Origin of the sequence: Bacteroides sp. Phil13 (assembly GCF_001940965.1) — a bacterium.
In the GTDB taxonomy this organism is placed as follows: domain Bacteria; phylum Bacteroidota; class Bacteroidia; order Bacteroidales; family Bacteroidaceae; genus Bacteroides; species Bacteroides intestinalis.
Genome location: NZ_MSHA01000010.1, coordinates 219,271 through 239,819, shown reverse-complemented (window position 1 = coordinate 239,819; position 20,549 = coordinate 219,271). Strand labels below are relative to the sequence as shown.

The window sequence follows — 20,549 nt, the reverse complement described above, 5'->3', positions numbered from 1 at the left end:
TAACCTAACTATTTATTATTCACCCCATACCCGAACAAAGCGAAGTCTCCGAAACAGGGATCATCCGGAAATACTTCCGCCAATGCGGCAGTTATCCTTTGTGCGTTTTTCAGAGAAAAGGTTTCCGTCTCGGTCAGTTCCAGCAAGCGGGCTACACGGCAGACGTGTGTATCCAAAGGAATAATCAATTCCCGGCAATCAAAACTGTCCCAAATACCGAAATCAACTTCCGGTCCTCTCCGTATCATCCAGCGCAGGAACATATTCAGTTTCTTCTGCGGACTTTTGTACGAAACTTCCAGAAACCGGCAAAGCTTCTCCATCGGCTTTCCCGGATATACCAGCAATGCATCTTCCAGACTGTCATAACCCGAATAAGCCGTATGCAGGCGTTCAAAATAAGAATGGAAGTCCGCATACGAAAGCATCCGGTAAAAACTGCGCCGCTCTTTCACAGGGAAATCCTTCTCCCACCGACGCGAAAGAACATATTGATAAGGAGATGCCCCCATGCACGCATGCAATTCATCTGCTTTCTTCAGAATCTGCCTGCGGTTGCCAAAACTCATGATGGCGGTCAGCAGTCCGCTGATTTCTATATCCTGCTTCAGCGTATAGCGATGGGGGAACTGTACCGGGTCATTCTGAATAAAATCGGCACAATGATAGGTCGCAGCCCACTCTTGTAGTTTCTTTTTTATATCTTTGGTCATTTCTTTAAGATCAGGAGGATGCAAAGATAATGCAAATCGAATGCAGAACTTTCATGCTTGCATGAAAAAGTTATGCTGAGATGCCGCTTATCTTATTTCAAAGATATTGAATTTATAGCAACTTTGGACAAGTCCCCTATTCTATTTCCCCTTATTTTTGCATCGTGAAATTCAATAAAGAACCTATGGAACATAGTAAGAAGACAACGCGTGAAGAGTATCAGAAGTGTGTTAATGCAGTGGTAGACTACATCAACCTCCATCTTGGAGAAGAGATAGATTTGAAATCATTGGCCAAGATTTCTCATTTCTCTCCGTTCTATTTCCACCGCATCATGAAAGCATTTCTGGGTGAGCCCATCGGGACGTTCATAGTCCGGACACGAACTGAAGCCGCCGCCCGCCTGTTGCGCTATTCGGATTTGCCGATAGCGGACATCGCTTACCGCATCGGGTATTCCTCACCGTCATCGCTGTCGAAAGTATTCAAACAGTTCTACGGAATTTCACCTAATGAGTATCGTAACAATAAAAACTTTGTAATTATGAAACCAGCAATTATCAGACCCGATTTAGAGTTAAAGAAAGAAATAAGAGAAGTGCCCGCCAGAAATGTGATTTATATCCGCTTGTTCGGAGATTATAAACTGAATGATTACGGTGGCACATGGATGCGTTTGTTCCAGTTCATCAAAGAAGAAAAGCTGCCGATGGGCGATATGTCTCCATATTGCATCTATCACGATGATCCGAAGGTGACGCCTGCCGATAAATTGCGCACTGACGTCTGTATGGTGATGCCTATCGCCGTAACTCCGAAAGGTGATATCGGCTTCAAGCAATTGCCAGCCGGACGCTATGCAGTGTTTACCTATAAAGGCTCTTATGAACATCTGCAAAGCGTATACGACACGATTTACGGAAAGTTTCTCCCTGAAATGGAATGTACGTTGAGAGATGAACCGAGCGCAGAACGCTATTTGAATGATCCGTGCGAGACAAAACCGGAGGAGTTGTTGACGGAGATTTATATTCCGGTGGAATAAGCGTCCGCCAGACTGAGTGTAGTCGGGGGATCCCCTTCATAAGCGCAAAAGAGGAGATCCTTCGACAAGCTCAGGATGACAGAAATAAATGGTAATAAAATCAGTTCTCTTATTCTCTTTTCATCGGTACATATCTCAACCCATTCGTCACTTGCGGTTCCTTCACTTCTTTAAAGCCCAGACTTCTGTAGAAAGGAACAGCATACGAAGATGAATTCACCGTCATTCCGGGTACGGGATTATCTGCAATAAGGGCGTCAAAAAGTTTCCGTCCTATGCCTTTCCGGTGATATTCTTCCTTGATAAAGAAGAGAGAAATATGTTCTCCGTGGTTCTTCGTAGCCAGCACTCCCACCAGATTATCTTCATCGAACGCGCCATAAATGACCAGCCCGTTCACCACTGCTTTATCATTGACAAAGCTTTTGAAACTTTCCAGCCCCTGTTCGTCAAAATCGTCTTTGCCACACTGAAGATACACTTGCAATGAAAGTGTTGTGGCATTCTCATATTCAGGCAGTTCTAATCTTCGGATAATTGTCATAGGAATCTAATATTACGGTAAATCACAAAGATATTGAATTTATGTATTGATTGCCCAAATATCCCGATTATTTCGCCCAGAAACACTACATTTGCAGAAATAAGTGCATCTTAACTAATCCCCTCTATTCTGACTATGGAAAAGCTTATCGATAAATTCCTTCCGGCAGATTATCACGATACATTCGTTATCAAGGCCAGCAAACCTGCGGAACAGATTGTTCCTAAGGAACTAATCAAGAAAATATTCAATCACTCTCCGGCATGGCTTAGTTTCCTTTACAAAGTCAGAAATATCCTGGTGAAGCCTTTCGGTATCGAAGGCGGAGACATCCTGACATCGGAAGATTATATAATAGAAGATACAGAGAACGAAGCCATCATGAGGAAGGACGACAAGCATCTGTTGTTTTATGTTTCCATTGCCAAGATAGGAAATAACCTGATAGACGTGACGACAGTGGTTCAGTATCACAATGCGTTAGGAAAAGTTTACTTCTTCTTTATCAAACCTTTCCACAAGATGATTGTGCCGCGGGTGGTGAAAGAGCTTATATAATAGGTATAATTATATGATACTCAATCCGTAGCTACTGATTTCATCAAAGTCTTCCTCAGTATATGAGTTCTTCTGGCGGATATCCTGTACTATCTTCATGAACTCTTCGGCTTTCGACAAGAAATCCTTAAATTTCTCTGTCTGTTCTTCATGCCCTTTCACGGCAGGCAGTTTCTCGGCTGTGTCCAGTTGCAGTCTCAGTTCCATAATCTTCAGGTCCAGACGGGCTTTGTCTTCCACATGCTTGCGAGCATAGAGGTTGATAATGCTCTGCATTGTCAGGCTCATCTTTTTCATTGCAATAATCTGCTCTTTCACCGGATTCTCTACCAGCAAGACTTGCTGAGCCTGCCCAACGATAGGACTCAGAATATCGAATATGTTCTGCTTGCATTCGGACATCTCCACACTCTGTTCATAGTTATCATTCAGCAAATCCGCTATTCCTTCCGTCTTCTTCTCTTTCAGCAGAGACAGGTATTTATTAAAATTAGCATAGAACTGCCCTCTTGACTGGAAAAGTTCAGTATAGTTCTGTATCAGGTTCTGCCGCACGTCATCGCCAAAGTAATCACCCGGCTGCATCACCGCCGCAGAATCTTTCTTTGAAATGACTGGAGACATGATATGCGAAAACATCTGCACCTTAGACTGTTGTTCCATATACCCCAGAACAGCATTTATGTCTCTCTCTTTCACCATATTCTTCAACAGAGCCAATGAAGTATCGTAATATTTCATCACTTGCCCTGCATCTGCAATCTCTTCGGGGGTATAAATCACCGCCTCCTTCTTACTGCCCGTACAGGATACCAACATAACAGCGCTTACAAATGCGCCCAAGACTAACAATTTCTTTCTCATAGAATTTTTCATTTTAATTTCAGTTTCGTAAACACTCAACTTATTAGTTGACAAGGAAACAGTCTCCTTATAAACTAAGAACACAGCCGATGTTGAGCTTATAACAATATAAAAGCGATTTTGCTCTCGATTATGGATTTTTTCACCTTTGTATTTTGTACTTTTGCAGCAGATTCCAGAATCCTGTATGAAAATTTGAATCGGAACCATGAACAACATAAAAGGTTATATATACGCGGCAGCTTCTTCCTCCACATTCGGATTAGCCCCTTTTTTCACCATATCCTTATTGGCTTCAGGCTTTTCCTCTTTCGAAGTGCTTACTTACCGTTGGGGAATCGCTTCACTCACTCTGGGAATATTCGGTGTACTATTAAGAGAAACTTTCCGTATCAGCCGGAAAGATTGGGGAACCGTATTTGTATTGAGCCTGCTCCGGGCAGCAACTTCACTAAGCCTCGTCATAGCTTACCAACATATCGCCAGCGGAGTGGCATCTACCATTCACTTCATGTATCCGCTGGCCGTTGCCCTCGCCATGATATTCTTCTTCCGGGAAAAGAAATCATTCTCCATTCTGTTTGCCGTACTGATTTCGCTGGCAGGTGCGGCATTGTTATCATCGGGAGAGATAGACTTTAAAGGTGGAAATACCACAACAGGGCTGATTGCCGCCACGCTATCCGTATTCTTTTACGGCGGATATATCATCGGAGTACGTAAGAGCCGTGCCATTCATATCCCATCTACCGCACTGACTTGTTACGTCATGGGGCTGGGCGCTTTATTCTTTATTATAGGGGGAAGTCTGACAGGCGGTATTCAATTGGCAACAGGCGGACAAACATGGCTGAATATCCTCGGACTGGCACTACCGGCAACAGCTATTTCAAATATCACGCTCGTGAAAGCCATCAAGTACATCGGTCCTACACTGACCTCCATCTTCGGAGCCTTAGAACCTCTTACGGCGGTAGCTATCGGATGTCTGGTCTTCAAAGAAAGTTTCACTCCGGGCACTGGTCTGGGCATATTGCTGATATTGACGGCGGTCACCGTCGTCATTATGCACGAGAAGAAAACAAGCTGATAAGAGTGATTACTTACTCCTCTTATAATCGGTGATAAAGCCTTCCATCATCCACTTCGCCAAAGCCTGGCGATTGGAACTGATTACGAAACGGCGTTGATCGAAGGTGTTCTGAATATTTCCCAGTTCTACAAAAACCCCGGCAGGAGTAGAATTGGCCAATACATACAGATTGCGCGGGCCTACTGTGCCCGTAAAGCCGCGATTGGGCTGATGCATATCATACTTAGACTCAAAAGTATTCTTCATCGTAGTTGCCAGACGCTTGCTGTTGGCACTGTTGGGGGCATGATAAAAGAATACATCCGTCTGATGTCGCTTGCTGCGGCTATCCACATGCAGGAAGATGGAACGACAATAGGTGTAGTTCTTGCGGTCTTTTCTATAAAGTTCATTGATTTTGATACATCGCTGACGAAGGCGAGCCACTTGGTTCAGAGGGATAGCGTCTCCCATACAAGTTTCGCGCTTACTATTATTAAGGTAGCGGTCGTCACGAATGCCGTCTTTGGCATCCTGAATAATGATATAAACCTTTGCCCCCTCTTCCATCAGATTACGGGCAAGACGTAGGGCGACATCATAAGCATATTCATCTTCATGGAGTTCAACGTTCCCTATCTTACCGATAGCACCGGGGTCGGGTCCTCCATGTCCGCTGACCACATAGAAACAGGCACCCTTCAAACGGTTACCGGTCACCTGGACTTTAGCCAGTTCTTTTCCGAAAAGAGGTTCATGAATTGTTTTGCCGGAACCGGCAGCAGAGGCAGAAGAAGTAGATGAATTAGCAGCAGTTTCGGTTTTGGATTTCAGTGGCGGAAGCAGGTACTTCACCCCTAAGCGCAATTCCTGTTTTCCGCGTAATTGCTTTTTATTCAGTTCAAGGAACTCCAGATAGTAGGCTTTACCGGGACGCTTATTGCGCTGCAAGAAGGCCGAAATACCCTCACCAGACCTCGGTGCAGCCCTTTCCTCCTGCGCCGAAACGTGGAAAGGAGTAAGAAACAGGAAAAAAGATATAAACAACAAAAATAATATCCGAACCATAATATCCTTGGTATTAATGAGCTACGAGCTACATGCTACGGGTGACAAGTTGCTACGCTTTGTTTGCCCGGCCGCCACGCCGAAAGGTACTTGTCACTCGTAGCTCGTAGCTTGTAGCTTTTACAAATTACTTCAACTGTTGCGGACAAAAATACAATTATTTTCCCTACTTTTGCGCCCATAAATGCGTTAATTGATAAGAAACTATAAAAATAGATAGCATTATGGCAAAACAATTAAAACCGGAGACACTCTGCGTACAAGCCGGATGGACTCCAAAGAAGGGTGAACCCCGCGTACTCCCCATCTACCAAAGTACAACCTTCAAGTATGAAACCAGCGAGCAAATGGCACGCCTTTTCGACCTTGAAGAGAACGGCTACTTCTACACCCGCCTGCAAAACCCTACGAATGACGCCGTTGCCGCCAAGATAGCCGCCCTCGAAGGTGGTGTGGCCGCCATGCTGACATCCAGCGGACAATCTGCCAACTTCTACGCTATTTTTAATATCTGTCAGGCAGGCGACCACTTCGTCTGTTCATCTACCATCTACGGTGGAACCTTCAACCTCTTCGGTGTGACAATGAAGAAGTTGGGCATCGAAGTTACTTTCGTCAACCCGGACGCACCGGAAGAAGAAATCTCAGCCGCTTTCCGCCCGAACACCAAGGCACTGTTTGGTGAGACCATCTCCAACCCGACGCTGGAAGTGCTCGATATCGAAAAGTTCGCCCGCATCGCCCACAGCCACGGCGTGCCTTTGATTGTAGACAATACCTTCCCGACTCCTATTAACTGCCGCCCGTTCGAATGGGGTGCCGATATCGTGGTGCATTCCACCACCAAATATATGGACGGTCATGCCACCAGCGTAGGCGGTGCCATCGTGGATAGCGGAAACTTCAATTGGGATGCTTATGCCGACAAATTCCCCGGATTGTGTACGCCCGACGAATCTTATCACGGCCTGACTTATACAAAAGCTTTCGGCAAAATGGCTTATATCACCAAAGCTACCGCACAGTTGATGCGTGACCTTGGCAGCATTCAGTCTCCGCAGAATGCATTCTTGCTGAATATCGGTCTTGAAACGCTCCATCTGCGTATGCCGCAACATTGCAAGAATGCACAGGCAGTTGCCGAATATCTTTCCAAGAACGATAAGGTGGCATGGGTTAATTACTGTGGCCTGCCCGGAGACAAATATCACGAACTGGCACAAAAGTATATGCCAAACGGTTCTTGCGGTGTTGTCACCTTCGGCTTGAAAGGAGGCCGCGAAGTAGCCATCAAATTTATGGACTCACTGAAACTGGCAGCTATCGTCACCCACGTAGCCGATGCCCGCACCTGCGTGCTGCACCCCGCCAGCCATACGCACCGTCAACTTTCGGACGAACAATTGATGGAAGCCGGTGTACGTCCCGACCTGATCCGTTTCTCGGTTGGTATCGAGAATGCGGATGATATCATTGCAGATATTGAACAGGCGCTGAACGCGTAAGAGCAGATTCTTATAATCAATAGTACTAACGAGCCACATTATCCACATTTACGTATATTAAGAAATGGGATATGTGGCTCTTTTCTATAAAACATTCCAATACTCTCTTGTTTATTACATGAAATACAGTACTTTTGCATAAAGAAAGGAGAATATATTATGGAACTGTCATTAAACCCCACGGAATGGTATATGAAGTTATTAGCTCCATTAAGTCCGGATATTAAATTAGATTTAATCAGCAAATTGTCTGAGTCCTTAAAAGAAAAGGTATCTCATCCTGCAAAAAAGACATCTAATTCTGAGAACTTCTTTGGTGCATTGTCTGGTGCATGGGAAGACGGTACTTCAGTGGAAGAAGAAATGAAATACATCAGAGCAAGCAGGACAAGTAATAAAACCAGAAAAATGGATAACTTCTGATGAAAACTAAAGGTTATTTGTTGGATACTAATATTTGTATCTCCATGCTTAAGAACCAACATGGCGTTCGTGAAGCAATTTTGAAAGTAAAACCGGAAAATTGCTATGTATCCGAGATAACCCTTGGAGAACTTTATTTCGGTGCAGCTTTCAGTAACAATAAAGAAGAGCGTTTAAAAGATGTTGCCTTTGTGGTCGACCACTTCAAAGTAGTTCCTGTCTCTGAGACATTACCTTTATTCGGCGATATTAAAGCCGATTTAAGAAGAGAAGGAAAACTAATTGATGATTTTGATATATTAATAGGTTGTGCCGCCATCCTTAATCATTTAATGATGGTTACGGATAATGTTAAACATTTAGGCAGACTGCCTGGTATCATCATTGAAAACTGGATGGATCGATCCGTTTAAATGCGACTGCCAACGTATTATTCCCACAAGATTATCCCCGACTCCCCAACCGGAGTACGGGGATAATTGTTATCTTTGCAAACAGTTCATCAAATCCAGTGGTTATGAATACAGATAATTTCACCCCGCGCAGACTTCCCGTCGGAATACAAAGCTTTGAAAAACTACGTAGTGAAGGTTTTGTTTATGTAGACAAGACGGCACTCATTTACAAACTCGTCCAAGCAGGTGTGCCCTGTTTCCTGAGTCGCCCACGCCGCTTTGGAAAGAGCTTGTTGCTCTCCACTATCGAAGCCTACTTCAAGGGTAAGCGAGAGCTTTTCCGGGGATTGGCTATGGAACAACTGGAAAAGAATTGGTATGAATATCCCGTGCTGCATCTCAGCTTGAATGCCGAGAAGTACGATAGTAAAGAACGGTTGGCAGATATGCTTGAACGTCAGTTCCAAGCGTGGGAACAATTATATCAGACCGGCGGCAAAGGTATCACATATTCCGGCCGCTTCATGACCGTCATCAAGCAAGCCTACGAACAGACTGGTCGCCGTGTCGTAGTGCTTATCGATGAATACGACAAGCCACTACTCCGCTCCTTCGACAACTCCAAGCTGCAAGACGATTTCCGCGAAACGCTGACCGCCTTCTATACCGTATTGAAAGATGCCGACCCCTGGCTGCAATTCGTCCTCATCACCGGAGTGACCAAGTTTGCGCAGATGGGCATCTTCAGCAACCTCAACCAACTGAGCGACATCAGTTTCGACCTCGACTACAACACCCTTTGCGGCATGACATTGCCAGAAATTGAGACTACTTTTGTCCCCGAACTGGAAGCAATGGCACTGAAACAGAAACTCTCACACGAAGCCCTACTGGAAAAGATGACCCGTCTTTACGACGGCTACCGCTTTACCGATGATGAAGAATTCACCCCAATGTACAATCCCTTCAGCGTGCTCAATGCGCTGATGAAACGTGCCTTCGGTAGCTACTGGTTCGGTAGCGGCACCCCCACCTTCTTAGTGAATATGCTGAAAAAGACCAACTTTGACCTGCGCGAGATGGACGGCATACAAGTAGGGGCACTTTCGCTCAGCGACGACCGAGCCGATGTGAATAATCCCGTTCCAATGGTTTACCAAAGTGGGTATCTGACGATAAAGAAGTACGATGAAAGGTTCAATATGTACACCCTCGGCTTTCCGAACGAAGAGGTTAAGTATGGCTTCCTCAATTTTGCCACACCTTTCTATACACCGGTATCACAGAACGACACCAATTTCTACATCGGAAAGTCCATCCACGAACTGGAGACGGGCGACACCGACTCCTTCCTCACCCGTCTACGCGCCTTCTTTGCAGATTTCCCTTACGAACTGAATCGCGAAAAAGAGAACAACTACCAGATTGTCTTCTACCTCGTCTTCAAGTTGATGGGACAGTTCACCGAAAGCGAAGTGCGTAGTGCTTGCGGGCGTGCCGATGCAGTAGTCAAGACTCCGGAGTACATTTATGTATTCGAATTCAAGCTGGACGGCAGTGCCGAAGCAGCCCTACGGCAGATTGATGAAAAAGGTTATCTCATCCCTTATACCGCCGACGAACGCCGACTTATCAAAGTGGGCGTGTCCTTCGACAAAGAGAAGCGAAATCTTGGCGAATGGTTAATAGAGCAAGCAACAGAAGAGATTAACAAGCTATAGCCCCACCTTCATCAACACATATTTACATTTCCCCATTCATCCCCCACTCAGGCGAAAGACCGAAAAGTCTTTCGCCTTTTTTGTTTCGTGCCCTCATGCTTCCGTTATTTTTCACAAACCATGCCGTTCACTTGCCTTGTCACGGCAAAATTACACTACCTGTCCATCAAACTGTCCATAGACAAAGTGCGGTGGTTACACAGATAAGCCCTATCTTGAACTCGTAAGTTTTGCTGATTGGCAAAGCATGTACTGACAAACAAGAATATTGACAATGGATATAAACACCACACTACTCGCCACGGCCGCCTTTATAGGCGGATGCGCCCTTGCCATCACGGCACAGCAATGGTTGCAAACACACCGATGGCCCCGAATGCGCCGACGCATAGACACCCTGATAAAGCTGCGCGTAGAACAGCAGTTGCACCGCCACGAGGCAGAATGCCCCATGGCACAGATGCACGCCCAGCGAAACATCCTCTACAGCCCTCCCGCCGTGAAGAGCCAAAGCCACCAGATGCTGGTGGGCTTCATGATGACCTACTACCCCGACTTCCTGAAGCAACTGACAGCATACACCGACGGCCGCCTTTCTGACAGCGAAGAGCATACCTGTTTTCTCATCAAGCTGGGTCTTCGAAACAAACAGATAGCCCAAAGCATGGGCATCACGCCCAACAGCGTGATAAAGACCAAGCAACGCCTGCGACAGAAACTGAAAGGCCTGCCCGCCGAAGAAGACCTGACACGATGGCTCCAGCTACTGGGCGAACCGCTGGACAAACTGCCGCCCGGACACATGATGTTCCTCGGAGAGCAGCCCGCCGAAGACAAAGAAACAAAAATCAGATAATGACAACATTTTTATTAACCCTTAAAAAACAAATGATTATGAGAACAGAACAAATGAAACAACACCAAGCCCCGGCCACACATACCCCCGCCGGCAACAAGATGACCTACACACCACCGCAAATGGAAGTGATTAAGATGGACCTGGAAGGCGTGATAGCAGGCAGCGGAACCCTGAATGACTTCACCGGCGGCTCCACTATCAAACAAAGCAGTACCCGCCGAGGCTACAACTCCGCATCGAGCAGCGACCTGGAAGACCTGATAAACGACATCCTCACCGTGGAGCAATAGCCCGAGCCGCTCCCTCTGATGCACGAAGCGGCAGCCCCATTCACTATAAAAATAAATAATCATCCTAAAAAACAGAAAGGAAAACAAACAATGAAACGCATATATAATAAGGTATATCACGCAGCGATGGCAGCCCTGATGCTCACCACCGCCACAGCCTGCACCAGCGACAACGAACCCCTGCAAAGCAACGACATCCCCCCGACCGGACGCCCCGTTACCATAACCGCCACCTACCAAGGGGCAGGCACCCCGGACGGAACGGATGCACAGACCCGAACCAGCTACGGCTACGATGTGTCTAACAACACGGTGAAAGTAACTTGGAAAGCAGGAGACAAGATTTATGTCATCAACTCCGAAAACTTTAAAGAAGGCAACACCCTCACCGCTGCCGGTTTTGAAGAATTCACGCTGGAAGGAGAAGCTGGAAAAGCAACAGGAACATTCAAAAACGAGAACAGCAATCTCGATATGAACAAGCAACTGTATGCAGTATATTGCGGAAACAACGCCCCGAGCAAGATATCCGTTACAACCAGTAACGATGGTAGTAAATTCTACAGCTTCAGCATGACAGGGCAACAGCAAACCGCCAACTTCACTACCGCCCATCTGGCAGACTACGATTTTATGTGCGCAACGGTAAATGCCAATGCCGCCACTAAATCTTTCAACTTCACGCACATCAACGCAATATTACGCCTCCATCTGACACTTCCCTACGGCCAGCATACGGTGAAAGAGGTGAAAGTAGCCGGCCCTCAATACAGTTTTCTTGAATCATTCACCGTCAGTCCTGTTCAGAAAAGAATAGTAGGTCTGCCTACTTATAACAGCTGTACGTTAAAATATGGAAGCGACGATAATGGAGCATATGTTAGTGCCGGTAATTATATCACAGCATTTATGATGGTCTCTTCAAATCCTATATATAAGAATAATGAGATTACCATAACCGTCACCTGCGCAGATGGTACATACTCTACAAAGATTACAACGTCCGAAAACTTTGTTATGAACCCTGGTACATGCAGTTCCATCGAAGCCACCCTTACGAAGGAAAACAACTAAAAATTAATCGGTAATCCCCAACTAAACCTACCCCGCCGAAATGCGGCGTGCAGAAAGAAGGAAATACAGACTGCCATCTTGGGTCATACGTCCCTGCCCGGATGGCAGCCTCACCCACACAAAAAAGGACGGAACACCCTAATCCGCCTGCATCAGGAAAGGAGGAAGACATCGCAGGAGAGGCATCACACAGAAAAGACTTCCCAAGCCACCGGGGAATACAGTCGGCGGCACGCTGCCTCACCCTCACTCTCGTTTTTTGCCATCCTTCCCTACCGGAAAAGCTGCGAAGAGGAAGAGAGAGGGAAACACAGATAAAAACAAATTCATTATGAAAAGAGAAATTATACTATCAGGAGCAGAAAAAGGCTATGCCTTGTCATAGAGCGCTTTTACACGCGCCAGCCGCGCAATCACCGTCAGCATGGCGGACGAAACGGGTCATCGATATTTCACCCTCAACAAAGCCGACGAAGGCACAGGCCACTACGCCTACAAGTTCCTGGGCGAAGGCTCGGACACCTGCGCCGGCAACCAACTGAAGGTGAGTCTTGAGAACTCCTATCCCGAAGAACTCCAGACCGTGGTCAGCGCCACCCAGATATACGGCAGCGACGGACGTCTGAAAGGCATCTCCTACACCGTGTGTGCCGAAGACTATACGGACACTAACTTCAGCGACCTCTATCTCAACGTAGTAGTCTGGCTGAAGTAACCGGAGAAAAGCACTTCTGATACGTCCCCCTTGATTAATAATTACTAAGATAAATCCTGACAACAAATGCAGACTTAGCGGAATACAGCTTCACCTCGCTGACACTTAGCACAAGTGTCAGCACCCCTAAAAACCGCCCCACAAGCCCTTTGCACAAGGCTCAGGCAGATGTTTCACTTAAAAAACCATAGAATATGGCATTTTTCAAACCTATTTACAAAAAGTTGTCCAAGAAGTGGCATCCCCAAGCCGTGAGCGTGGGCAAACCCATCGAAATGGACGAGCTTTGCAAGCAGATAGCGCTCATCTCCACCGTGAGCAGCGCCGACACCAAAGCTACCCTCGAAGCCCTCGGCCTTGTGCTGGGGACATGTATGAACACCGGTCGCACGGTACACGTGGAGGGTCTGGGAACCTTCTACTACACCTGCATCTCCACCGGCAAAGGCGTGGACACGGCCGAAAAGGTGAACGCCAACCAAATCTCCGGCACCCGCGTACGCTTCGTGCCCGAGTCGCATCGGCAAGGCAGCACCATCACCCGCGGCCTCGTCGGCGAAAACGTGACGTGGGCAAATATCAATTCCATCAGCCAGTTGGACGGCACAGGCAGTGGCGGCAGCAGCGGCGGAGACGGAGGAATAGAGGAAAATCCGTTGGGATAACCGAAACCGAACTCCGTTGCGATAACCGGGCGGGAGGCGAACACGGCACTCATGCGCCCCTACGCCCTCCCTCGATGCAGAGAGAGGAACAGCAGCAGACAGGCGGACAGCTATTTGCTGTTGTTCTATTTAGAAACGAACTGATTTTAAGGGGGATATTTCGTTAGAGTACACCTTTTTTTCGTACCTTTGGCATACCAAACCTCTAAGAGGAATATGGGTATAAAACATTTTATTACAAAGGAGAAAAATTATGAGAAATTACAAAATCATCAGTGAAGGTCAAGACCATGTCACGGTGGAAATAAGTAAAAGTTTCTTCAAGAGAATGATGCAATGGGAAGAAAGCTTCAAAGTGGCCAAAGCTATCCGCCGCGGCCTGAACGAACGTGATAAATATCCTGAACTGAGTCGTGAGGAGGCTGAAAAGGAAATAGAAAAATGGTAAGAGAAGCTGTAAAGTTCCAGTTCTCGGACGATTTTAAGATCGCCTTCAAACGACTATTGAAAAAATATCGTACGTTGAAACAAGATTTGTTGAAGGTTATGGACGAAATTCAGGAATCTCCGTCGGAGGTCGGCGTTCCTCTTTTTGCAACCGTCCGTAAAATGCGTATGGCTATTTCAGCAAAAGGGCGGGGAAAAAGTGGCGGTGCTCGCCTCATCCTCAGTCTGTACCAACAAGAAGGGATTGTCTTCTTTCTCTTTATTTATGATAAGAATGAAATGGAAAATGTTTCAGATGAGTTCATTAAAGAGATTTTAAAAGATATGGAAGATGCGGAAAACTAAGAGAAAATAACCCCGCTCCACAGCCTGTTTCGCTTTCATCGTGAGGAACTCCATTCGCTCCTACACACTCATTTCAGATGTATATCGCATCACGTTCAAGGTTTTGGCGAAAACTGCGAAACATGTTTTCGTGTAAGGTTATCAAATCTACTTTCCGATGAAAAAGCTTCTGTAGCTCCTCTTTTATATTCATACGGGTAAAGAAACTGGGACGGCTCATCGTAATAAACACGTCAATATCACTCTTCTCGTCCTGTTCCCCCCGTGCCACGCTACCGAACAGCCCCAACTGTTCGATGCCATACTTGTCGGCAAACTTTTCCTTATAAGCCCGCAGACGGTCGACGATCTCCTGGGTGGTTTCCATATCTTACTTCTTTTAGTGACAGGTACAAAGATACGGATTTCCGGATAAAGGCCTGCAAACAAAGTAAGAAAAACATTTGTTAATCAGCAGGAATGGATTAACTTTGCGAGAAAATCAAGCAGAATGACAGCAGAATGGTTTGAAGCACTGCCCGAACAATGTCCTCCTACGGATGCCGCACAGTGTAAGGGATATTACTATAGAATTGCCAACGGTAATCCTGCCACAACGGAAGACTTCTTTTCACAGAGGAAATTACAACCGGACAAAGTCTTCAAAGGTTTCGGAATAGATGAATGTATAGCGAGAGCCATTTCCTTATTTTCTACAAAGGAGGAAGCAGAGAGAAGATTGAAGCTGCCCAAATTCAAAAATGCAAGCATCGTCATCGTCAAACTGGAACCTAAAGACGGAATGATAAAGAAAACTTTCGGCATAGCTCATTACTCTTGGTGGAGAACAAAAGACTTTAATGTTTCACAAGCTAAAACAGTCTGATTATGGAAGATATGTTAAGGATAGACAAGTTGTTGGACTTCTGTGACGTACCGCAACTTTTCGTGGCGAGAGACGCCTTTGAAACTCTGTATCTTTGTTTGCTGTATGAAGACGAGCCTGCGTGCCGCTATACAGGGATCCGCATTTCGGCACGCCTGTTGGATGCTTTTCTGACGGGTAAGGCAGACTTGCGTCAGCTCTTTCTTCAACCGGAAAATGAACGGGAATATTATGATGTAGTGTTTCAGTCAGGAGAGTACCGGAAAACTTTGTCAGATGAAAAAACGCTACCTGAAGACAAGCTGCCCACCGCCGGATACGTCTTACCGGAGGATGCACGCGAGAACATTGTAATCAGTCTGCCAATGAAAGACCGCAACCTGCTTACGGAACTTGTACGCAAGTTCGGATGGGCGTGCATGTGATTCAGCATACGGCGTGCTTCACTCCACCACCCACCGTTCTATATTCCTCATCCGGTTGCTGAAATTCACCCCAATCTTGAACAACCGCCTCGGGTCAGCCTCGAAAGGTTGCGCATAGTGCTTCTCGTTAATCTGCCGTAAAGCCTCCTCAGCAGTACCTTCCAGTTTGAATTCCATCACGTAGATGTAATCCGAAGTCTTCAACACCAGGTCGATGCGCCCCTCGGAGGTGTGATACTCCGCCTCGGTGTAGAAGCCCACAAGCTTGAAAACGATAAACAGCACGTTCTGGTAGTGCAGTTCCAGGTCGCGCACCAACTCGTAGGGCGTGTCGGCAAAGAAGCTTTGCAAGCGACGGAAGAAGGCGTCGGGCTGGCCGGCACGTATCTCCTTAACAAACTTCTGTATCTCGAAAGGAGCCTCTATCTTGTTGAAGCGGGTATAATAAGGTATGAGGAACTTGACGAACCCCTCTTCCACCTCCCGGTTTGGGAAGCCGAGGCGATAAAGCCCGAACTCCTTGTCGTAGTCCTTTATCGTAAGATATCCGCTCTGGAAGATGACTGGCAGCGGTTCTTCGTCACCGTAGATGCTGTTCAGCACATCGGCGTAAGTTTCGGCATGCGCCATGTGCTCCAGGTCGTAGTGGTAGCGCTTCAGCAGTTCCACCAGGTAGGTGGGCGTGCCCGTCTCGAACCAATAGCTGCCGAATTTATTGTATTTAAAGGTGCAGAGCAGGCTGAAGGGATTGTAAATGCCGATGGAATTTTCGGTGAAGTGATAACCGTCGTAGCAGGCTTTGAGTTCGGCGACCACTTCATCGTAAGTCATGCCGTTGGCAGAGGCCAGTTCGTGTAGTTCCTCCTCCAGATTATCATGAATTTCCTGCCCGGTGACGCCGCAAATGTCAATAAACATTTCCTGCATGGAAATATCGTCCAGATTGTTGAGGTCGCTGAACACACTGACCTTGCCGAACTTGGTGACACCCGTCAGCAGGGCGAACTTGATGCAGCCGTCCATGGTTTTCATCACTCCGTAGAAAGGTTTCAAGGTGCTGCGGAAGGCTTGTTGCAACTCGTGGTTGCCGATGGCTTGCAGCAAGGGTTTGTCGTACTCGTCGATGAGGATGGCAACGCGCTGGCCGGTCTGCTCGCAGGCACGGCGAATGACACCGGCAAAGCGCAGGGAAAAGGATGTTTCGGAAGATTCCGCACCATAAAGTTCTTCCCAACGGGTGAGGTTATTGTTCAATATCTTATCCAGGCTGTCCGGGATATCGTATTTTTCGATGTTGAGGTCGAGGTGTAACACGGGATATCTCTTCCATTCCTTTTCAAGCTGCTCCATGGCCAGCCCTTGGAAGAGTTCCTTCTTGCCCTGGAAGTAAGCTTCAAGGGTAGATATCAGCAAACTCTTACCGAAACGGCGGGGACGGCTGAGGAAATAATATCGCCCGGTCTTCACTAAACGGTAGATAATCTCAGTCTTGTCAATGTAGAAAAAGCCGTCCTTGCGGAGACTTTCAAAGTTCTGTATTCCGATGGGATAGATTTTGCTGCTCATAGTTTCCTGCTTTTTAGTGAGTTCAGACACAAAGATAGCACAAACCGAATACAGAACTTTCATAACTCGCATGAAAAAGTTATGTTGAGGTGTAGCCTATCTTCACTTGCAGGGCAAAGGTAAAGAAAAAAGTCCGTGCAAACGGCATGTTTGAAGGATATTAACGGTTTCGGAAAAGAATTGTTTGTATTCCGCCGGAAATGGATAACTTTGTCAGCGAATTACAGTATAAACCAGAAAAACGACCACCATGCATAAAATACCACAACCGATACTGCTGCTACTGTTACTACCATTGTGCCTCATCGCCTGCCATACCGGCAACGGAAGTGAAACCATCACCGGAAATGCAGCCGCCCCTCTCCGTTCTCCCCGCTACCACGCTGACAGCCTGCGTTTCCTCGCCGCCACAGAGCCCCTCTACGACCAAAGGCGGGAGCGTGAAACCATCCCCTATCTCGACTCCATCTTCCTGCTGCCCGCTAGCCTCAATCCCGATGCCCCGCAACACTCTGACACCCTCAGCACTGCCGAAGGTCGCCTGCTCTGCAACCGTGCCTTGCGCTACCTGATGGTAAGCTACAACCTGCTAATAGACTTTGAAGGCGGCTACCGCCACCTCGACAGCCTCCAACGCCTGTACCTCCCCTTTCTGGAACGTTACTGCCTGCGCGGCCTCCTCACCGCCAAAGCCCAGATGCTGATGCCCCTCGACCGCCACGCCGAAGCCCTGCAATGCCTCGACCAAGCCATGAAGCTCGCCCGGACAGAAGACAGTATCGCCGCCACCCTCCCTTCCGGCCTCCTTGCCCGTGCACAAGCCACCGGACGCTTCGAATGTCCCGAGAATGACAGCTACTGGAGTGCCGCCGCCGGCATCACCTACATGGGCGTGGACAGCGCAAGCACCCGTGCCGAGCAAGCCTTCCTGCGGGTTATCGACATTGCCCGCCACACCGGTTTCCGAGGTGGCCTCTATCCCCATGCTATCGCCCGCCTCGCCGACATCTACCTGCACCAGGGTAAATATGAACAGAGCATCGCCCTCTGCCGCCAAGCCATTGCCTCCACTCCTTCCGACAAACCCGACGGACAAGGGCAATATATCGCCGCCGAAAACCTGACCGAAGCCTACCGCCGCCTCGGCCTTTACGACGAAGCCCTGCGCTACTGCGCCATCGTAACCAACGCCCCCAAAGACTTCGAGATACTGAACAACCTGCGCGGACGCTCCTACATCAACAAAGCCGCCGTCCTTGCCGAAATGAATCGTTCCGCTGATGCCCTCGTCGCCCTGCAACAAGCCGACAGCTGCTTCAACCGTACAGGCAACGATTACTATAAGCTGCAAGCCGCCCTCGAACGCGCCCATCTGCTCACTTTGCAGCCCGACTCACTGGAAGCAGGCCTGCGCATTTTCACCACCCTCGAAGGACAGATACCTGCCCATCGCCAAGCCTTCTACCTTTACTATTATGGAAGCGCCTGTGCCCAAGCCGGACAATACCTCCGCGCCATCCCCCTGTTGGAAAGTGCCGTAACGGAATCGGAGAACATTTCCGAACGCCTCATGGCCCACCAGGCTGCCCGCCTGCTCACCGAGTGCTACCGCCATACCGGCCGTCTCGCCCTCCTTGCCGACTTCCTGCCCCGCTATCAAGCCCTTTCCGACTCCATAGCCAGCGACGCGAAGATACGCCAGCTTGCCGCCGCCAACATCCGCTTCGAAACCGAAAAGAAAGAGCAGGAGAACCGCGCCCTCACCGCCGAAGTGGCACTGAAGGACAGTCGCCTGCGCACCACCCTCCTCGTTGGCACACTCTGCCTGCTGCTGGCTGCCGGCATCATCATCTGGGTAGTGATGAGACATCGTGCCATCCGCATCCGGCAGGAAGCCGCCGCCACCCTGCTGCGCGAACAGGAAACGCAACTGCACAGCCTCATCCGCGACCGCCAGCAACTCAACGACCGCAATCTCGACCTGGTCCGCCAACTCTCCGACATCCAGGCCACACACGAAAGCACCTGCAACCTCGACAGCATCATGGAGAGCCTGCAACAAAGCCTTTTCAGCAAAGAAGACACCGAACGCTTCCGCCAAAACTTCTCCGCCGTTTATCCCACAGCACTGAACCGTCTGCGAAGCCGTTGCCCCGACCTGACCTACAGCGACGAACTCTTCTGCATGCTCGCCATGCTACAACTGGACAACTCCGAAATGGCACGCACCCTGGGTATCAGTAAATCCAGCGTCTCGAAAACACGATACCGGATACGCATAAAACTGGGATTGCCGGAAGGAGCTGATGCGGACATTGAAATCAGAAAAGTGATGTCCGCAGAAGAATAATTGCATAGTATTCACTATCTTTGCAACAGTTCAACCATTTGGAAACTATTAGCGTTAATATTACTTATAAACATTATAATAGAAAGATTTATGAAACGTACAAAATTAGCTGCATCCTTTCTGTTGGTCGGGACTCTGCTCCTGACGGGATGCGTAAGCAAGAAAGAATTAGTGAATCTTCAAACAGATTATAACAAGCTGAAGGACGAGAAGACCACCCTCGATAAATCCTATCAGGATGCGCAAATCCAGCTTGCCGAGTATCGCACGCAGGCCAAAAGCTTGGAGGATCGCCTAAGCGAAGCCCGAAAAAACAATCAGGAGTTGCGCAACAGCTATGCCACCCTGCAAGGTTCCCTCGACAAGAGCCTCCAGCAGAACTCCCAAGGCAACATCAACATCTCCAAACTGGTGGATGAGATTAACGCCTCCAACCGCTACATCAAGCAACTGGTGGACACCAAGAGCAAATCAGACTCACTGAACGTAGTGCTGACCAACAACCTCACCCGCTCCCTGAGCCGCGAAGAGCTAAAAGAGGTGGATGTAAAGGTCTTGAAAGGCGTGGTTTACATCTCCTTGGCAGACAACATGCTATACAAGAGCGGCAGTTACGAAATCAACGAACGCGCCGGTGAAACGTTGAGCAAAATTGCCAAGATTATCACCGATTACAAGGATTACGAAGTATTGGTAGAGGGTAACACGGACAATGTGCCCATCTCCCGCCCCAACATCCGCAACAACTGGGACCTGAGCGCCCTGCGTGCCTCATCCGTAGTGCAAGCCTTGCAGAATCAATACGGCGTTGACCCCAAACGCCTTTCCGCTGCCGGACGTGGAGAATATAATCCTCTCACGGATAATGACACCGAACTGGGCAAGCAACGCAACCGCCGTACGCAAATTATCATCACTCCGAAGCTCGACCAGTTCCTGGAGCTGATAGACAAGGCGCCGGAAGCGGAAGGAGAAGCTGAAACTAAATAAAAGTTCAAAAAGCAACATTGATACATATTAAAAGAATAGCAGAATCGTT

At 47.9% G+C, this 20,549-nt stretch carries 24 protein-coding genes; 18 read left to right on the top strand and 6 right to left on the bottom strand.

Annotated elements, in window-relative coordinates; genetic code table 11:
• Nucleotides 1–8: 8 nt before the first annotated feature.
• Complete coding sequence (locus BWI44_RS02090) at nt 9–713, bottom strand: TIGR02757 family protein (RefSeq protein ID WP_025834540.1); 705 nt, start codon at nt 711–713, stop codon at nt 9–11.
• A 185-nt stretch (nt 714–898) separates the two neighbouring features.
• Between BWI44_RS02090 and BWI44_RS02085 the strand changes: the two genes are divergently transcribed.
• Nucleotides 899–1,759 carry an AraC family transcriptional regulator gene (locus BWI44_RS02085; protein ID WP_138293021.1) on the top strand — a complete coding sequence of 287 codons (861 nt, stop codon included), beginning with the start codon at nt 899–901 and terminating at the stop codon, nt 1,757–1,759.
• A gap of 109 nt (nt 1,760–1,868) precedes the next feature.
• Here BWI44_RS02085 and BWI44_RS02080 read toward each other — a convergent pair whose 3' ends face one another.
• On the bottom strand, nt 1,869–2,303 hold the full coding sequence (locus tag BWI44_RS02080) for a GNAT family N-acetyltransferase (protein ID WP_138293022.1): 435 nt from the start codon (nt 2,301–2,303) through the stop codon (nt 1,869–1,871).
• A 135-nt stretch (nt 2,304–2,438) separates the two neighbouring features.
• On the opposite strand from BWI44_RS02080, the gene BWI44_RS02075 reads away from it, so the two are divergent.
• Entirely contained in the window at nt 2,439–2,861 is a 423-nt protein-coding gene (locus tag BWI44_RS02075) for a DUF2867 domain-containing protein (RefSeq protein ID WP_195208295.1), read from the top strand.
• A 9-nt stretch (nt 2,862–2,870) separates the two neighbouring features.
• Here the strand turns inward: BWI44_RS02075 and BWI44_RS02070 are convergent, their stop codons facing one another.
• A complete protein-coding gene (locus tag BWI44_RS02070) occupies nt 2,871–3,725 on the bottom strand; it encodes a DUF6845 domain-containing protein (protein WP_195208296.1) in 855 nt (284 codons plus the stop codon).
• Between the two features lie 208 nt (nt 3,726–3,933).
• On the opposite strand from BWI44_RS02070, the gene BWI44_RS02065 reads away from it, so the two are divergent.
• Entirely contained in the window at nt 3,934–4,815 is an 882-nt protein-coding gene (locus BWI44_RS02065) for a DMT family transporter (protein WP_195208297.1), read from the top strand.
• 9 nt (nt 4,816–4,824) lie between these two features.
• On the opposite strand, the gene BWI44_RS02060 is transcribed toward BWI44_RS02065, so the two are convergent.
• A complete protein-coding gene (locus BWI44_RS02060; RefSeq protein ID WP_195208298.1) occupies nt 4,825–5,865 on the bottom strand; it encodes an N-acetylmuramoyl-L-alanine amidase family protein in 1,041 nt (346 codons plus the stop codon).
• 224 nt (nt 5,866–6,089) lie between these two features.
• Between BWI44_RS02060 and BWI44_RS02055 the strand changes: the two genes are divergently transcribed.
• From BWI44_RS02055 to BWI44_RS02005, 11 genes are all read left to right on the top strand, one after another.
• Nucleotides 6,090–7,370, top strand: a complete 1,281-nt coding sequence (locus BWI44_RS02055) for an O-acetylhomoserine aminocarboxypropyltransferase/cysteine synthase family protein (protein WP_007667750.1) — start codon at nt 6,090–6,092, stop codon at nt 7,368–7,370.
• A 159-nt stretch (nt 7,371–7,529) separates the two neighbouring features.
• Nucleotides 7,530–7,793: a hypothetical protein gene (locus BWI44_RS02050; RefSeq protein WP_195208299.1), complete on the top strand. Its 264-nt coding sequence runs from the start codon at nt 7,530–7,532 to the stop codon at nt 7,791–7,793.
• Nucleotides 7,793–8,206: a type II toxin-antitoxin system VapC family toxin gene (locus BWI44_RS02045; RefSeq protein ID WP_195208300.1), complete on the top strand. Its 414-nt coding sequence runs from the start codon at nt 7,793–7,795 to the stop codon at nt 8,204–8,206. Before BWI44_RS02050 ends, BWI44_RS02045 begins: the two co-directional genes overlap by 1 nt.
• Before the next feature lie 104 nt (nt 8,207–8,310).
• Nucleotides 8,311–9,909 (top strand): PD-(D/E)XK nuclease domain-containing ATP-binding protein, encoded by a 1,599-nt coding sequence (locus BWI44_RS02040; protein ID WP_195208301.1) that lies wholly within the window; start codon nt 8,311–8,313, stop codon nt 9,907–9,909.
• 274 nt (nt 9,910–10,183) lie between these two features.
• Nucleotides 10,184–10,765, top strand: a complete 582-nt coding sequence (locus BWI44_RS02035; protein ID WP_195208302.1) for a helix-turn-helix transcriptional regulator — start codon at nt 10,184–10,186, stop codon at nt 10,763–10,765.
• Nucleotides 10,766–10,803: 38 nt separating this feature from the next.
• On the top strand, nt 10,804–11,058 hold the full coding sequence (locus BWI44_RS02030) for a hypothetical protein (RefSeq protein WP_394368891.1): 255 nt from the start codon (nt 10,804–10,806) through the stop codon (nt 11,056–11,058).
• A gap of 90 nt (nt 11,059–11,148) precedes the next feature.
• Nucleotides 11,149–12,132: a hypothetical protein gene (locus tag BWI44_RS02025; protein ID WP_195208303.1), complete on the top strand. Its 984-nt coding sequence runs from the start codon at nt 11,149–11,151 to the stop codon at nt 12,130–12,132.
• Between the two features lie 424 nt (nt 12,133–12,556).
• Entirely contained in the window at nt 12,557–12,847 is a 291-nt protein-coding gene (locus BWI44_RS02020; RefSeq protein ID WP_195208304.1) for a hypothetical protein, read from the top strand.
• A gap of 194 nt (nt 12,848–13,041) precedes the next feature.
• Complete coding sequence (locus BWI44_RS02015; RefSeq protein WP_138293032.1) at nt 13,042–13,512, top strand: HU family DNA-binding protein; 471 nt, start codon at nt 13,042–13,044, stop codon at nt 13,510–13,512.
• A 253-nt stretch (nt 13,513–13,765) separates the two neighbouring features.
• Nucleotides 13,766–13,960 carry a hypothetical protein gene (locus BWI44_RS02010; protein ID WP_117707816.1) on the top strand — a complete coding sequence of 65 codons (195 nt, stop codon included), beginning with the start codon at nt 13,766–13,768 and terminating at the stop codon, nt 13,958–13,960.
• Entirely contained in the window at nt 13,954–14,304 is a 351-nt protein-coding gene (locus tag BWI44_RS02005) for a type II toxin-antitoxin system RelE/ParE family toxin (protein WP_007667779.1), read from the top strand. Before BWI44_RS02010 ends, BWI44_RS02005 begins: the two co-directional genes overlap by 7 nt.
• A gap of 73 nt (nt 14,305–14,377) precedes the next feature.
• Here BWI44_RS02005 and BWI44_RS02000 read toward each other — a convergent pair whose 3' ends face one another.
• The gene (locus BWI44_RS02000) at nt 14,378–14,671 is read right to left on the bottom strand and encodes a nucleotidyltransferase family protein (RefSeq protein WP_007667781.1); all 294 of its coding nucleotides are present in this window, start codon (nt 14,669–14,671) and stop codon (nt 14,378–14,380) included.
• Between the two features lie 123 nt (nt 14,672–14,794).
• Here BWI44_RS02000 and BWI44_RS01995 point away from each other — a divergent pair, with 123 nt between their 5' ends.
• The gene (locus BWI44_RS01995; protein ID WP_117692407.1) at nt 14,795–15,169 is read left to right on the top strand and encodes a hypothetical protein; all 375 of its coding nucleotides are present in this window, start codon (nt 14,795–14,797) and stop codon (nt 15,167–15,169) included.
• Nucleotides 15,166–15,594 (top strand): hypothetical protein, encoded by a 429-nt coding sequence (locus tag BWI44_RS01990; RefSeq protein ID WP_181982180.1) that lies wholly within the window; start codon nt 15,166–15,168, stop codon nt 15,592–15,594. The genes BWI44_RS01995 and BWI44_RS01990 overlap by 4 nt, the downstream gene beginning before the upstream one ends.
• Before the next feature lie 18 nt (nt 15,595–15,612).
• Here the strand turns inward: BWI44_RS01990 and BWI44_RS01985 are convergent, their stop codons facing one another.
• Nucleotides 15,613–17,160 (bottom strand): PD-(D/E)XK nuclease domain-containing ATP-binding protein, encoded by a 1,548-nt coding sequence (locus BWI44_RS01985; protein ID WP_117692411.1) that lies wholly within the window; start codon nt 17,158–17,160, stop codon nt 15,613–15,615.
• A 250-nt stretch (nt 17,161–17,410) separates the two neighbouring features.
• Here BWI44_RS01985 and BWI44_RS01980 point away from each other — a divergent pair, with 250 nt between their 5' ends.
• The gene (locus BWI44_RS01980; RefSeq protein WP_195208305.1) at nt 17,411–19,510 is read left to right on the top strand and encodes a tetratricopeptide repeat protein; all 2,100 of its coding nucleotides are present in this window, start codon (nt 17,411–17,413) and stop codon (nt 19,508–19,510) included.
• Between the two features lie 90 nt (nt 19,511–19,600).
• Nucleotides 19,601–20,500 carry an OmpA/MotB family protein gene (locus BWI44_RS01975; RefSeq protein WP_195208306.1) on the top strand — a complete coding sequence of 300 codons (900 nt, stop codon included), beginning with the start codon at nt 19,601–19,603 and terminating at the stop codon, nt 20,498–20,500.
• Nucleotides 20,501–20,549 lie beyond the last annotated feature (49 nt).